The sequence below is a fragment of the Bradyrhizobium sp. INPA03-11B genome, assembly GCF_040446015.1.
Lineage (GTDB): Bacteria > Pseudomonadota > Alphaproteobacteria > Rhizobiales > Xanthobacteraceae > Bradyrhizobium > Bradyrhizobium macuxiense_A.
In genome coordinates this window covers 38094-53108 of sequence record NZ_JASGSR010000054.1, presented here as the reverse complement: position 1 = coordinate 53108, position 15015 = coordinate 38094, and the positions used below count along the sequence as shown (strand labels likewise).

Genomic DNA, 15015 nt, shown 5'->3' with positions numbered 1-15015 from the left:
GCCTCGAACACTTCCACGCCGTCGCCGCAGGATGGAGCCTCAGAGATCTGTGCATGCCCTAGTGCGAAAGCAGGGACGACGAAGTACTTTTGGCGTCTTTGTGCGCGTGATAACAGCGTATTCTTGGAAACCGGAGCTGCCGATGGTTTCTCTGATCAAGCCCGGCGCAAGACTGTTGCAGGTCGACGGTCCCGTGATCGAGACCGCGCGGCTCTTCCTGCGGCCATGGCGCGCGTCCGATATCGCCGACAACACGCGGATGCTGTCCGACCCCGAGACAGCGCGCTTCATCACACCGGATCATCAGCCGGTCACCTCGGAGCTGAAGGGCTGGCGCAATGCCGCCATCATCTCGGGCCATTGGGCGCTGCATGGTTTCGGCATGTTTGCGGTCGAGGAAAAATCCTCCGGCCGCTACATCGGCCGCGTCGGCCCGTATTATCCGCCGGAATGGCCGGGCTTCGAGGTCGGCTGGGGCATCGCCAGGGAGTATCGCGGCAAGGGCTATGCGGTGGAGTCCGCGCGCGCCGCGATCGATTGGGTGTTCGACAATTTCACGCTCGACCGCATCATCCATTGCATCGATCCGGACAACGTCGCCTCTCAGGCGGTGGCGCGGCGGCTCCGCGCCGACAACGAGGGGCCGGGCAAGCTCGAGGGCGATGTCGTTGATATCTGGGTGACGACGCGCCAGCGCTGGCGCCGCGATCCGGCTTGAAAAACCCCGCCTGACCGACGATTGTTCGGCTGACCCGGAGATCCTTTCGACCGATGACATTGGCCGCAACCGAACTCTGCCTGCGCGCCGCCGCCGTGACGCTGCTGCTGGTGCTTGCGGCCTCGATGTTCGCGGATTTTCGCAACGTGCTGGCGGGGCGGCTCGTGATCGCCTTCGCGCTCGGCACGGCCGCGCATGCGGTGACCGCGTCGATTGGCGCCGGGGAGCCGATCTCGATCTGGCACGCACCGCTGATCGCGATTTCGACCGGCGACATCGTGGTGTTCTGGCTGTTCACCCGCGCGCTGTTCGATGACGCCTTCGTCCTGCGCTGGTGGCACGGTCTGATCTGGGCCGCGGTGGTGACGTTCAGCTTCGTCAATTGCATGTGGATCGCGCCTAGCGGCCACGCGCAAGCCGCGATTACCACGGTCAATCTGCTGACGCTCGTCTTCATCGTGCTTGCCGTGGCGCAGACCATCGGATCGTGGTCGGCGGATCTGGTCGAGCGCCGCCGCCGTGTCCGTGTCTTCATCGTCGCGGCCTCTGCGCTGTACGGCGGAATGAACGCGCTGCTGCAGATCGCACATGCCGGCAGCCGCATGACCGTGGAGTGGGCCAATCTGCTCAACGCGGGCGTGCTCGCCGCCATTGTCGCTGGTATCACCTGGGCGATGATGCGCGTCGATGGCGCCGATCTGTTCGCCGCGCCGGTCGAGCCGGCCATCGCCAATGCGCAGCAGCCGGCCGCGATGGAGGAGGCTGCCGACCAGAAGCTGGTCAATGCCCTGATGCGCCTGATGGCGGACGAGCGCATCTACCGCCAGGACAACGTCACCATCGGCACGCTGGCGACCCGGCTGAGGATTCCCGAATACCGGCTGCGGCGCCTGATCAATCAGCGGCTCGGCTATCGCAATTTCAACGTCTTCCTCAACAACCACCGCATCGAGGAAGCCAAGGCCGCGCTGGCCGACCCCGCCCAGGCCGAGGTGCCAGTCATCACCATCGCGATGGACGCCGGCTTCCAGTCCCTCGGCCCCTTCAATCGCGCCTTCAAGGCGACGACCGGTGTGACCCCGACGGAGTATCGGAAGCTGAAGGCGACGGCGGCGTAAGGGACCGCTGATGTAAGGGACGCACCGGCGGCAGGGTTCCCTCCCCCCTTGCGGGGGAGGGTTAGGGAGAGGGGTGCCACACGGGTGGTCTCTCAATTCGAGTTTCGATGTTGTGCTGCGAGTTGTGACGACGCTGCTCTCATCGACGGTCTCGCCCGGGGCCACCCCTCTCCCCAACCCTCCCCCGCAAGGGGGGAGGGAGCCCAACTTTCCTGCTCGCCTCACGAAAGGGCGTAGCGATTCCAGAATGCCGCTGTAATCACAGGACAATTCCAGAATCGACCAGCCGCCTCCAATCCCCAGCTAGCCCGATTTCCAAATCCGGCGAGCCCTTCCGCGTCCGTTCCTGCTTCCTCCCGCCACGCACTCATGCCGGAGGACACAAGTGACCCGTCGAAAGCTCATTCTCATTCTCGCTGCCACCACCGCCCTCGGCGCGCTGGGTTGGTCCGCCGCCCGCGCCCGCGACGTGCCGAAGGTCGCGACCGGCTTTGTCGCCAACATCATCTGCTCCGAAACCTTCGTCAGCAGGCTCGACCCGAAGCGGAACTTCACCGAGACCACGGATGCGATGCCCGGCACCGGCCTGATCACCTGGGCGATGGACACCGAGGTCGACCTCGACCGCAGGGACGTCACCGTGACGCTGTTCGGGCTCGGCCGCAGCCATGCGGTCTATCGTGACGGCGTCGGCTGCACCCTCGAACATGGCGAGACGCTGGCGGACATCGCGCTGCCGCCCGCACGGCCGCAGGCCGCCCTGTTGCCCGAGGTCGCCGGCCCCGCGCTTGTCGCGCCGCAGAGCCCGCAGCTCGCGGCCGCGCTCGATCGCGCCTTTGCCGAACCGGCCGAGCCACCGTTCCGCCGCACCCGCGCGGTTGTGGTGATGAAGGATGGCCGCATCGTCGCCGAGCGCTACGCCGACGGCATCGGCACCGACACGCCGCTGCTCGGCTTCTCCGCAACCAAATCGGTGATCTCGGCGCTGATCGGAGTCCTAGTGCGCGACGGCAAGCTTGCGATTGATAAACCGGTGCCGATCGCGGCCTGGCAGGACCCGAAGGATCCCAGGCACGCGATCACGGTCGATCAGCTGTTGCGTCACACTGCGGGCCTTGCGCTCGGCAGTTCGCTGCAGGCTTCGCTCGCCTCCGCGCTCGAACCGGTCAACCGCATGAAGTACATGGAATCGGATATGGCCAACTATGCCGAGAGCATTCCGCTCGAAACGGCACCGGGACAGGTCTGGAATTATCACGACGGCAATTACGTCATCCTCTCGCATCTGATCCGCGACGCGGCCGGCAGCCATGCCGCCGACGTGCTGCGCTTCGCGCATCATGAATTGTTCGATCCGCTCGGCATGCGCAACGTCGTCATGCAGTTCGATGCGGTGGGCACGCCGGAAGGATCAGGTGCGATGATGGCGAGCGCACGCGATTGGGCGCGGTTCGGCCAACTCTATCTCGATGACGGCATCGTCGGCGGCCGGCGCATCCTGCCTGCGGGCTGGGTGAAGTACTCGGCGTCTCCGACGCCGAACGCCTGGGTCGGCATCGGCGCGGGCTTCTGGACCAATCTCGGCGACAGTTTTGGCGCCAAGTATCGCGTCGAGCACGGCTGGCCGCGCGACGCCTTCTTCGCCAAGGGCACGATCGGGCAGTATGTGATTGTCGTGCCGTCACAGCGGCTGGTCATTGTGCGGCTCGGCCGTTCGCCGAACTCGCCGCCCAAGGCGGACGGTGTGTTTGATCTGGTTAGCGATGTCGTTGCGGCGACCGCGACAGGCGCGCGGCTCGCGGGCGGCAAGTGACGGGCACGTCACACACCACCGCGCGATCGTGAATTGAATCTCCGCGTGAGGAATTTTCTGATGCCGTGACGCATCTCGCAGGAGGTGCGCCACAGCTTCTTGAACCGCGCCTCAGCCGGAGACCATCATGCCAAAAGCCTACTGGATCGTGCACGTCACGGTGCACGATGAAGCCCGTTACCCCGAATACCTCGCCGCCGCGATGCCGGTGTTCGAGAAATACGGCGCCAATTTCATCGTGCGCAATGGCCCCTACGAGGTGATGGAAGGCGCAACGCGCCAGCGCAATTTCGTCATCGAGTTCAAGGATCGCGATACCGCGATGGAATGCTACACCTGTGCGGACTATCAGGCTGCGAAAGCGATCCGGCAGAAGTATTCGGACGGGGATTTCGTGATCATTGATGGGCCGGAGTAGGGGAGGCGCTCGTCTTTTCCCAAACTCGGTGTCGTCCCTGCGAACGCAGGGACCCATAACCACAAATGCCGCTTATTGCGTGACGCTGGAACGACGAGTCCCGTTCACAACATCAGCTGCGGAGTATGGGTCCCTGCTTGCGCAGGGACGACAGCGGTAGATGCCGCTTCGACTCTGCGTCAGATGAGGCGCCCCGCCTACTGCCGCCCCAGCCGCGTCGCCTGCTCGACGCGATCAAACCGTTCCAGCGTCAGGATCGCTTCGGCGAGTTGGTCGGCGCGCTTGTCGAGCACCGGGCGGGCCAGAGTCAAAAACTTCTGTTGCATCGCCTTTGCGTCGGGGAACGAGGTGGGCTCGCCCGACGGGTCGGCGTAGAGCCGCTCATGCACGCCGTCGTCTGTCGTGATCGAGACGCGGGCGCCGAACGGATGGGTACGGCCCACCTCGAGCCGGTCGTCCTGCACCACGTCGAACTTGTCGGCGAGCGCATCGATCGCCGCATCGCCCAGCCGGTCGTAATCGTCCCAGCCGAAATGGCCCTGGTCGAGCGCGATCGCGCCGGTGAAGAACATCGAGAACTGGCCGCCGACCACCGAGGTCGGGTGGCGCTTGGTGGCGGCGTCGCCGGTCAGCGTGATGCCGTTGCGGTGCAGGCCGATCTCGACCTTCCTGATCTGGTCCGGGGTCAGATTGTGCTCGCGCCGCATCGCGATCAGCGCGTCGATCGCGGCATGGGTGTAGCGGCAGCTCGGATAGGGCTTCACGCCGATCTTCAGCGTCTCGTAGGTGCTGCCAAGGCCGGCCACCGCCTTGTCCGGATGCGCGTCATCGGTATAGCCGACCAAAAGGCCATGCTTGCCCTCGACCGAGTCGCTCGAGCCGACGAAGTCGTTGCGCGCCAGGGTCGCGGCGATCACGCCGTTCATCGCGGCGGCGCCGACCTGGTAGCGCTTGTTCCAGGCGCCGTTGACCAGGAATTGCAGCGAGCCCGCGGCCTGGCTGCCGGAGATGCCGAACGCGGAGACGATCTGCTCCTTCGACAGGCCGAACAGTTTTGCCGCCGCCGCAGCGGCGCCATAGGTGCCGGCGGTCGCGGTGGGGTGGAAGCCGCGGGCGTAATGCGAGGTCGGGTCGAGCGCGTTGCCGAGCCGGCAGCACACTTCATAGCCGGCGACGATCGCGGTCAGCACGTCGCGGCCGGAGGCGCCGACCATCTCGCCGACCGCGAACGCAGCGGGCACCACGGGTGCGCTCGGATGCAGCGAGGAATCGGCATGGGTGTCGTCGAAATCGAGCGAGTGGCCGAGCGCACCGTTGAGCAGCGCCGCCACCGCCGGCGTCCAGGTCTTGGTGTCGCCGAACACCGTGGCCTCGCCCTTGCCGTCCAGCGCCAGCGCCTCCAGCATCTTCATCAGCGAAGGGGTCGATTCCGCATCGCGGCGGGCGCGGATGGTGCTGCCCAGGAAATCCAGCGTCAAAACCTTGGCACGCTCCAGCACCTGCGGCGGGATGTCGGAAAATTTCAGGTCGGCGACGTAGGCGGCGAGCGTTGCGGTTTCGTGGGCCATCGTGTTTCCTCAATTTTGCGGCGCAGGGTAGGCGGGCGGGTTTGGCCTTTCAAGCCACCTTGCCGCCGCGGGCAGCAGCCATGCTCGACGTCCTTTAACATAGGCCTTTCCATTGATTGCGGATCAGGGTGCATGAGGACCTTCGCAAAACGCATGTTCGACAAGCTTTGGACCCGCAAGACGCAGCTGGCGCTGGCGGTCCGGATCGCCTCCGCGGGCGTCGCGGCCTATACCATCGCGGTGGCGATGCACCTGATGCTGCCGCTGTGGGCGGTGCTGACCTCGCTGATCGTCACGCAAATGAGCGTCGGCCGCTCGTTGAAGGCGACCCGCGACTACATGCTCGGCACCATCGGCGGTGCCATCTATGGCGGCGCGATCGCGGTGCTGATCCCGCATTCCGGCGAGGGCAGCCTGCTGGCGCTGCTGGTCTTGGCGATCGTGCCGCTGGCGTTTATCGCCGCGCTCAATCCCAGCCTGAACTCGGCGACGGTGACGGCGGTGATCGTGCTGCTGCTGCCGACGATGCATCATTCCAACCCGCTGGATTCCGCGATCGACCGCGTCCTCGAAGTCACGGTCGGTGCGCTCACCGGCCTCGTGATTTCGTTCCTGGTACTGCCGTCGCGCGCGGTCAGCCAGATCAGGGTCAATGCATCGAAGCTGCTGGAACTGCTTTCGGCAGCATTCGCCGAATTGCTCGCCGGCTTGACGCGCGGGCTCGACAACGACGCGCTGCACCGGATCCAGGACGGCATCGGCACCGCGGTGACCAATCTGCACGCGACCGGCCTCGAGGCCGAGCGCGAGCGCTCGATGCATCTGTCATCGGGGCCGGACACCGGCCCTCTGCTGCGGACCATCCAGCGGCTGCGGCACGACGTCGTGATGATCGGACGGGCCTGTGTCGTGCCGCTGCCGGCCGATATCCAGGCCCGGCTGGCGCGGCCGCTGGCCGAGGTCAGCAAGGCGATCGTGACTTACATGGTGTCGGTCGCGACCGCCTTGCGCGCCGGCAGCGGCCCGGCCGACATGGCGCCGGTCGATGCCGCGCTGCATGCTTACAGCGAGGAGGTCGCCGCGGTGCGAAGGGATGGCCTGATCCGCGGCCTGCCGGTCGATGCCGCCGAACGCTTCTACGCACTCGGCTTCTCGCTCGACCAGATGCGGCAGAACCTCAACGACCTCAAGCGCTGCCATGGCAATTGGTGCACGAACGGCGAGACTGCGGAGAAGATCGTCGCTGATGCACCGGAGAAGAGCGCGGCGTGATCTTTGGCTAGGCCTTGCGGCGCGTCAGGCCCTTGCTTTCCATGTGCCAGATCAGGAGGTCGATACGGTCCTGACCGAAGAAGGGTTCGCCGGCGAATACGAAGGTCGGCACGCCCCAATGGCCGGACGCCGCGTGCGCCTCCTCATTGCCCTTGATGACCTGCTCATAGCGGTCGGGATCGGTGGCGATGGCCGCATCCATCGCGGCGAGATCGAAGCCGGCGGCATCGGCCGCTCGCGCCAGATGATCGCCTTCGTTCCAGCCCTGCACCGAGCCGTCCCACAGCACACGGCTGATGGCGGAGGTGAAGGCGAGCGACTGACCCTCGAGCTGCGCGGCGGCGCCGAGCCGGGTCAGGCGGTGGATGTAGGGCTGATGTTCGGCGACGTCGAGCGTCGTCATGTCCTGCACGATCGGGTCCGGACGCGGAAAGCGGAACGGGATGTTCTCATGCTTGGCGACGCGGCTGGAGTCGAGCACGACATAGCGGGCGAATTGCGGATTGGTCTTCTTGAAGAAGCCGGGCACGCGCACCGCGAGCGGATAGACCGGCCGCAAATTCACTGCGACATCGTAGTCGGCGACCATCTTCAACGTCTTCGGCAGCGCGAGGTAGCTGTACGGACTGCGGAACGAGAAGAACAGGTCGACCGACAGGGGCATACGCTAGCCCCCGGCCTTGCGCAGCATCACGGGCACGATCAGGCGGTGGAACGGCATGATCACCGCGAGATAGGTGCGGCCGAGCCAGTTGTGGGTCAGCACCAGCGTGGTGGCGGTGATGTTGCGCGCGGCGCCGGCGCTGGTGACGTCGACCACCAGGCGGAAGTCGAGATGCTTGTCGTTGAAGCCGGCGACCAGCCGCTCGGGCGTCTCGCTGACCACCGGAAAGATCCCGATCATGTCGCGCGCCACGCCCTCAGTTGCGCCGGAGGTTTTCAGCCCGAGCGGCGCGACCAGCAGATTGCGCAAAGCGATCAGCCATTTGAACCAGCGCGGCCATCGGGCCACCATCGCCTCGGTGGCGTGCCGTGCATCGAGGCCGGGGTCCGTGGTCGCAATGCGGAACGCATCGATGAACTGCGCGCCGGCGAGCAGCGTAGCGGAATCCACGTTCGGTATGATCTCATCGACCCTCATCCCACCAGTCTGCGTGCCAACAGCCGGAAACGCAAGATCAGGAGGGTCGCATAAACCGCAGTGCCGAGCGACAGCCCGATCCATACGCCGGGCGCGTCGAGCTTGGCCCAGAAGGCCAGCGCGGAGGCCGAGGCGAAGCCGATCAGCCAATAGCTGATGACGGCGAACAGCAACGGCACCTGGGTGTCGTTCATGCCGCGCAGTGCGCCGGCGCTGGTGGTCTGGACGCCGTCGGCGATGAAGAACGTCGCGCCGATCAGCAGCAGCATCGCGGTGAGCTGCGCGGTGGCGTCGGAGGCTTCGCCGAGGAACAGCGCCGCGATCTCGAAGCGCGCCAGGATCACCGCCAGCGTCATGACGCTCATGAACACGCCGGAGAGCGCGACCGCGACAAAGCCGGCACGCTGCACCGCGTCGGGGTCACGGCGGCCGACCGCCTGGCCGACCCGCACGGTGGCGGCCATGCTGACGCCGAACGGCACCATGAACAGGATCGCCGCGATCTGCAGCGCGATCTGGTGAGCGGCCAGCGCCGTGGTGCTGATCAGCCCCATCAAGAGGCCGGCGGCGCCGAACAGGCCGTATTCCAGCAGGAAGGCGATCGAGATCGGCGCGCCGACGGCGACGAGCTTGCCCATCAAAGGCCAGTCGATGCGCCAGACGCGGCTGAACACCTGGTACTTGCGGAATGGACGGCGGCGCGCCGCAAACCACACGCCGGCGAGGAAGGTGCCGAGATTGACGATCGTGGTGGCAAGACCGGCGCCGAACATGCCGAGCTCGGGCATGCCCCATTTGCCGTAGAGCAGCAGGTAGACCATCAGCGCATTGGCCGGGATCGCCGCGAGCGTGATCCACAGCACGGGCTCCGGCCGGTTCACCGCGCTCATGAAGCCGCGGATCGCGATGAACCACAGCGCCGGCAGGATGCCCCAGGCGAGCCCGAACAGATATTGCTGCGCCAGATGCGCGGTGGCCTGGGTCTGGCCGAGCGCGAGCAGGATGCGCTCACCCTGGAACGGCAGCGCCATCAGCGGCAGCACCATGAAGAAGCCGGCCCACAGGCCGACGCGGAGCGCGCGCCGCATCACCCGCGGGTCGCGCGCACCGAAGGCCTGCGCGGCCAGCGGCGACACCGCTGACATCATGCCCATGCCGATGGTGAAGCTGACGAAATATACGGTATGCGCCAGCGCCGCCGCAGCGATGCTTTCGCTGCCGAGCCGGCCGATGAAGGCGAGATCGGTCGTCATCATCGCGATCTGCCCGAGCTGCGTCAGCGCAAGCGGCACCGCGAGCTTCAGCGTTTCCGCGAGCTCGGCCGTGAGCAGCTTGCGAGAGGGGACGACGGCCGCGCGCGACGCGGCCGGGTCGATCTTGTCGATGCAGGTCATGACGGCACGTCTAGCACGGCAAACCGGCCGGAAGGATGGCCAAGCTGCCCAAACGCGACGATCTCACGCAGAGATCGTCGCGTCCCAAATTGTTGTTTGAGCATGAACCGATCGGAAAACCGCTTCACACTTTTCCGGATCATGCTCCGATCAGGATCTGGCTGGAATCCGCTTGATCTTGGCGCCCAGCGCATTGAGCCGCTCGTCGATCCGCTCATAGCCGCGCTCGATCTGGTCGGCGTTGTTGATGGTGGAGGTGCCGTTGGCGCACACCGCTGCGAGCAGCATCGCCATACCGGCGCGGATGTCGGGCGAATTCATCGGCGCACCGCGCAGCCGGCTCGGCCCGGCGACGATCGCGCGGTGCGGGTCGCACAGCACGATGCGGCCGCCCATCGCGATCAGATTGTCGACGAAGAACATCCGCGACTCGAACATCTTCTCGTGCATCAGGATGACGCCGTCGCACTGCGTCGCGGTGACGATCGCGATCGACATCAGGTCCGCCGGGAAGGCCGGCCAGGGTTGGTCCTCGAGCTTCGGCACGTGACCGCCGAAATCGTCTTGGATCTTCATGGTCTGGTTCGACGGCACGACGAGGTCGTCGCCCTCGATGCCGCAGACGATGCCGAGCCGCTCGAAGCCCATCCGGATCGAACGTAGATGCTCGACGCCGGCGCGCGCGATGCGCAGCGGCGAGCGCGTCACTGCGGCAAGGCCGACCAGCGATCCGACCTCGATATGGTCGGGCTGGATCGCGAAGGTCGTGCTGCCGAGCGTCGCCGGCCCATGCACGATGATGGTGTTGGTGCCGACACCCTCGATCTTGGCGCCGAGTGCGATCAGGAAATTCGCGAGGTCCTGCACATGCGGCTCGGAGGCCGCATTGCGCAGATAGGTGGTGCCGCGGGCGGCGACGGCGGCGACCAGCGCGTTTTCCGTCGCGGTGACGCTCGGCTCGTCGAGGAACACGTCGGCGCCCTTCAGGCGCGAGGCGCGGAATTCCAGCCGGTGCGTCGCGGTCACCGTGGCGCCAAGCTGTTCGAAGGCCAGAAAATGCGTATCGAGCCGGCGGCGGCCGATCACGTCGCCGCCGGGCGGCGGCAGCGCGACTTCGCCGCAGCGGGCCAGCAGCGGACCTGCCAGCAGGATCGAGGCGCGGATGCGTGCGCACAGCGCCGGATCGAGATCGGCGGCGCGGATTTCCTTGGCGTGGATCTGCAGCGTGTTGCGCTCGGTCCATTCGGCGCTGGCGCCGACCGAACGGCACAGCTCGACCAGCGTTTCGGTGTCGCGAATACGCGGCACGTTGGTCAGCGTGACCGGATGCTCGGTGAGCAGGGCAGCTGCGATGATCGGCAGCGCGGAGTTCTTGTTGCCCGACGGCTCGATGGTGCCCGAAAGGCGGCGGCCGCCCTCGACGATGTATTGGATCGGCGGCACGCGGAATGTCCCCTAACGCATCATTCAGACTTGGATTCAAACTTGGCCACGCGAAATTCCGCAACGGAATCAATGGCCGTCCGGCACCGTAACACAATTCCCGGCGCAGCATCCACCCGAAAGGTAGTGCGCGACTGTGTCGATCGCGTCGTCACGGAGATGTCATCCCATGGCCGCTCGCTTTAGGACGATGGCGTAGACCGCACGGCTCACGTCATTGCGCGCGAAGCGAAGCAATCCATGGCTCCGCAAGCTGAGAGATGGATTGCTTCGTCGCTTCGCTCCTCGCAATGACGGTGGTGCAAAGCGTCGCAGCCCCTCAGATGTCGATGGTGGCGCTGAGCGAGTTTTCCTGGATGAAGTCGCGGCGCGGTTCGACCACGTCGCCCATCAGCTTGGTGAAGATATCGTCGGCCTCGTCGACCTCCTTGACCTTCACCTGGAGCAGCGAGCGCGCCTCGGTGTCCAGCGTGGTCTCCCACAGCTGTTCCGGGTTCATCTCGCCGAGACCTTTGTAGCGCTGCAGCGAGATGCCCTTGCGGGCGGCGTCGGTCACGGCCTCGAACAGGTCGACCGGACCATGGATCATTTGCTCGGCATCCTTGCGCCGCAGCCTGCCCGCGCGCACGTAGATCTCTTGCAGCTTGGTCGCGTATTCATCGAGCTTGCGTGCGTCGGCCGAGCCGAGGAAGGCGTCGTCGATCACGGCCACTTCCCTGACGCCGCGCACGGTGCGCTCGAACTGGAAGCCGTGGCCTTCCGTGAAGGTGCCGATCCAGCCGCGCTCGACCTCTTCGGCCACGGCGTCCAGCCGTTTGGCGATGTATTCCGCCGCCGAATTGGCGGTCGCGATCTCGCCGGTGATCCTGGGGCTCAGCACACCCGCGATCGCGGCCTGCTCGACGACCGCGCGATTGTAGCGGCTGTGCAGGTTGCGCAGCACGGAGCGGATGATCCGGGCGTCTTCGACCAGCGACAGCAGATCGCGGCCCGAGCGGTCCTCGCCTGAAGCCGGCTTGAAGACACATTCGTCGAGCCCGGTCGAGATCAGATAATCCTCGAGCGCGCGCTCGTCCTTCAGATACTGCTCGGACTTGCCGCGCGAGACCTTATAGAGCGGCGGCTGGGCGATATAGAGGAAGCCGCCATCGATGATCGAGCGCATCTGACGATAGAAGAAGGTCAGCAGCAGGGTGCGGATATGAGCGCCGTCGACGTCGGCGTCGGTCATCACGATGATCTTGTGGTAGCGCAGCTTGTCGACCGAGAAGTCGTCGCTGATGCCGGTGCCGAGCGCGGTGATCAGGGTGCCGATCTGCTCGGACGACAGCATCTTGTCGGGGCGCACGCGCTCGACATTGAGGATCTTGCCGCGCAGCGGTAGCACCGCCTGGAATTCGCGGTTGCGGCCCTGCTTGGCGCTGCCGCCTGCCGAGTCGCCCTCGACGATGAACAATTCGGACTTGGCCGGATCCTTCTCCTGGCAGTCGGCGAGCTTGCCGGGCAGCGAGGAGACGCTGAGCGGATTCTTGCGCGTCAGCTCGCGGGCCTTGCGCGCAGCCTCTCGGGCCGCGGCGGCCTGGATCACCTTGCCGACGATTTCCTTGGCTTCCTTCGGATTCTCCTCGAACCAGGCGGCGAGCGCCTCGTTGAGGACGTTCTCGACCACGGGTCGAACCTCCGAGGACACCAGCTTGTCCTTGGTCTGCGACGAGAATTTCGGATCGGGCACCTTCACCGAGAGAACGGCGGTCAGGCCTTCGCGGCAATCGTCGCCGGTCAGCGCGATCTTTTCCTTCTTCGCATTGGCCTCGGCATAGCCGTTGACCTGGCGGGTCAGCGCGCCGCGGAAGCCGGCCAGATGGGTGCCGCCGTCGCGCTGCGGGATGTTGTTGGTGAAGCACAGCACGTTCTCGTGGTAGCTGTCGTTCCACCACAGCGCCGCCTCGACGCCGATGCCGTTGGCTTCCGAGCGCACCATGATCGGCGCCGGCACGATCGCCTTCTTGTTGCGGTCGAGATATTTGACGAATTCCTCGACGCCGCCCGAATAGTGCATCTCCTCGCGCTTCTCGACCGCGTGGCGCATGTCTGACAGCACGATGTGGACGCCGGAATTGAGGAAGGCGAGCTCGCGCAGCCGGTGCTCGAGCGTCGCGAAATCATATTCGACGTTCTTGAAGGTCTCGGTCGAGGCCAGGAAGGTGACCTCGGTGCCGCGTTTGCCCGGGGCATCGCCGACCACCTTGAGCGGCGCCACGGCATCGCCGTGCGCGAATTCGATGTAGTGCTCCTTGTCGTCGCGCCAGATCCGCAAGCCGAGTTTGCTGGACAGCGCGTTGACGACGGAGACGCCGACGCCGTGCAGGCCGCCGGAGACCTTGTAGGAGTTCTGGTCGAACTTTCCGCCGGCATGGAGCTGGGTCATGATGACCTCGGCCGCCGAGACGCCTTCGCCCTTGTGGATGTCGACCGGAATGCCGCGGCCGTCGTCGAACACGGTGACCGAATTGTCGGCGTTGAGGGTGACCAGCACGCGGCTGGCATGGCCCGCCAGCGCCTCGTCGATCGCGTTGTCGACGACCTCGTAGACCATGTGATGCAGGCCGGACCCGTCATCGGTGTCGCCGATATACATGCCGGGCCGCTTGCGGACGGCGTCGAGGCCCTTCAGCACCCGGATCGATTCCGCGCCATATTCGGCCGGAATGGGATGCTCAGATTCGGCAGGGGTCTGCCGCGCAGGTTCAGTCATGTGAGGCCTTCGAGGATGTCCCGAATCAGCTGCGCAATATGAGGCGCTGATTCCGCTATTTGTGCCACGAAAGACGGGTTGCGCCTAGCGCAAAGTCTCTCTCTACAAACTGTTGAATAGATAGGATTTTTTAGGCCTTTTTCAAGGTCTGGGGAGGCCGATTCCGAAGGCTCTGAAAAGCCCGATTCGAAGGCAGATTCGAAGCCCTTTCGGAGCCTGCTCCGCGCCCTCAGCCGCGCCGTGTGGCGCGGCCGGATTCGACGTCGAAAATCTCCCCCGTCGGGCCGATATCGACGAACGCGGCGGGGTCCGCGCCGGTCATCCAGACCTGCGCGCCGAGCTTGGCGAGTTCGTCGAACAGCGCCTTGCGCCTGTTCGGATCGAGATGGGCGACGACCTCGTCGAGCAGCAGCAGCGGCACGATGCCGGTCATCTCGGCAACCATCGTGGCATGCGCCAGCACCAGCCCGATCAGCAGCGCCTTCTGCTCGCCGGTCGAGGCGTCGCGCGCCGGCATGTTCTTCGGCGCGTAGACCACCTGCAGATCGGTCAGATGCGGGCCGTCGAGCGTACGCCCGGCGGCGGCGTCGCGCGGGCGGCTGGCGCGCAGGATCTCGCGGTAGCGGTCTTCGACGGCGGTTGCTGGCTCCTGCAACAGCGCGTTCTCCATCCAGCCGTCGAGCATGATCTCGGCGGAGGGGAAGGCCGAGGCCGCGCCGCGCTCGCGCAGCATCACCGCGAGCTTGGCGGCGGTCTGGCCGCGCGATGCGGCGACCGCGACCGCAAGCTCGGCGGTCTCGCGCTCGATCGCGTCACACCAATGGTCGTCGTAGTTGCGCACCTCGAGCAGCCGGTTGCGCGAGCGCAGCGAGCGCTCCAGCGCCGAGACGCGGCTGGAATGCTCGGAATCGATCGCCAGCACCAGGCGGTCGAAGAAGCGCCGCCGTTCGGACGCGGCGCCCATGAACAACCCGTCCATCGCAGGCGTCAGCCACACGATGCGCAGATGATCGCCGAACGCGGTCGCGGAACCCACCGGCTCGCGATCGATGCGGCAGCGCCTCGAGTTGCTGGCCTCGCCGGTCGGCGGATCGATGCCGGTGCCGAGCGTTGCGAGGCCGAGCGCCCCCTCGACCTCCGCCGACACGGCCCAGGAGCCGTCGCCCTGGTTGTCGGCAATATCCTCCAGCGTCGCGCGGCGCAGCCCGCGGCCCGGCGACAGGAACGAGACCGCCTCCATGCAATTGGTCTTGCCGGCGCCGTTCGGCCCGACCAGCACCACCATGTCGCCCGCGACCTGCAGCGTCGCCGCGAGGTAATTGCGGAAATGCGTCAGCGACAGGCGATGAATGCGGGACGGGGTCATCTCTCTTCC

The 15015-nt window shown here is 65.9% G+C and carries 12 protein-coding genes; 5 read left to right on the top strand and 7 right to left on the bottom strand.

Going from position 1 to position 15015, the window contains the following annotated elements:
* The first annotated feature begins 142 nt into the window (after positions 1 to 142).
* From QMZ05_RS22550 to QMZ05_RS22535, 4 genes are all read left to right on the top strand, one after another.
* Positions 143 to 718, top strand: coding sequence for a GNAT family N-acetyltransferase (locus QMZ05_RS22550; RefSeq protein ID WP_353702733.1), 576 nt, complete (start codon positions 143 to 145; stop codon positions 716 to 718).
* Positions 719 to 771: 53 nt separating this feature from the next.
* A complete protein-coding gene (locus QMZ05_RS22545) occupies positions 772 to 1836 on the top strand; it encodes a helix-turn-helix domain-containing protein (RefSeq protein ID WP_353702732.1) in 1065 nt (354 codons plus the stop codon).
* Between the two features lie 385 nt (positions 1837 to 2221).
* A complete protein-coding gene (locus QMZ05_RS22540) occupies positions 2222 to 3649 on the top strand; it encodes a serine hydrolase (RefSeq protein WP_353702731.1) in 1428 nt (475 codons plus the stop codon).
* Positions 3650 to 3776: 127 nt separating this feature from the next.
* Positions 3777 to 4067 (top strand): DUF1330 domain-containing protein, encoded by a 291-nt coding sequence (locus QMZ05_RS22535; RefSeq protein ID WP_353702730.1) that lies wholly within the window; start codon positions 3777 to 3779, stop codon positions 4065 to 4067.
* 197 nt (positions 4068 to 4264) lie between these two features.
* Here QMZ05_RS22535 and QMZ05_RS22530 read toward each other — a convergent pair whose 3' ends face one another.
* Positions 4265 to 5635: an MmgE/PrpD family protein gene (locus QMZ05_RS22530; protein WP_353702729.1), complete on the bottom strand. Its 1371-nt coding sequence runs from the start codon at positions 5633 to 5635 to the stop codon at positions 4265 to 4267.
* 132 nt (positions 5636 to 5767) lie between these two features.
* Here QMZ05_RS22530 and QMZ05_RS22525 point away from each other — a divergent pair, with 132 nt between their 5' ends.
* Positions 5768 to 6907 carry an FUSC family protein gene (locus tag QMZ05_RS22525; protein WP_353702728.1) on the top strand — a complete coding sequence of 380 codons (1140 nt, stop codon included), beginning with the start codon at positions 5768 to 5770 and terminating at the stop codon, positions 6905 to 6907.
* A 7-nt stretch (positions 6908 to 6914) separates the two neighbouring features.
* Here QMZ05_RS22525 and QMZ05_RS22520 read toward each other — a convergent pair whose 3' ends face one another.
* The 6 genes from QMZ05_RS22520 to recF all read right to left on the bottom strand — a co-directional run bounded on the left by QMZ05_RS22520 (position 6915) and on the right by recF (position 15006).
* Positions 6915 to 7571: a 2-hydroxychromene-2-carboxylate isomerase gene (locus tag QMZ05_RS22520; protein ID WP_353702727.1), complete on the bottom strand. Its 657-nt coding sequence runs from the start codon at positions 7569 to 7571 to the stop codon at positions 6915 to 6917.
* 3 nt (positions 7572 to 7574) lie between these two features.
* Positions 7575 to 8048 carry a DUF2867 domain-containing protein gene (locus tag QMZ05_RS22515; protein WP_353702726.1) on the bottom strand — a complete coding sequence of 158 codons (474 nt, stop codon included), beginning with the start codon at positions 8046 to 8048 and terminating at the stop codon, positions 7575 to 7577.
* Complete coding sequence (locus QMZ05_RS22510) at positions 8045 to 9442, bottom strand: MATE family efflux transporter (RefSeq protein WP_353702725.1); 1398 nt, start codon at positions 9440 to 9442, stop codon at positions 8045 to 8047. The genes QMZ05_RS22515 and QMZ05_RS22510 overlap by 4 nt, the downstream gene beginning before the upstream one ends.
* Positions 9443 to 9592: 150 nt before the next feature.
* Positions 9593 to 10885 (bottom strand): UDP-N-acetylglucosamine 1-carboxyvinyltransferase, encoded by a 1293-nt coding sequence (gene murA, locus QMZ05_RS22505; RefSeq protein ID WP_353702724.1) that lies wholly within the window; start codon positions 10883 to 10885, stop codon positions 9593 to 9595.
* 319 nt (positions 10886 to 11204) lie between these two features.
* Positions 11205 to 13640 carry a DNA topoisomerase (ATP-hydrolyzing) subunit B gene (gyrB, locus tag QMZ05_RS22500; RefSeq protein WP_353702723.1) on the bottom strand — a complete coding sequence of 812 codons (2436 nt, stop codon included), beginning with the start codon at positions 13638 to 13640 and terminating at the stop codon, positions 11205 to 11207.
* A 229-nt stretch (positions 13641 to 13869) separates the two neighbouring features.
* Positions 13870 to 15006 carry a DNA replication/repair protein RecF gene (gene recF / locus QMZ05_RS22495; protein WP_353702722.1) on the bottom strand — a complete coding sequence of 379 codons (1137 nt, stop codon included), beginning with the start codon at positions 15004 to 15006 and terminating at the stop codon, positions 13870 to 13872.
* Positions 15007 to 15015 lie beyond the last annotated feature (9 nt).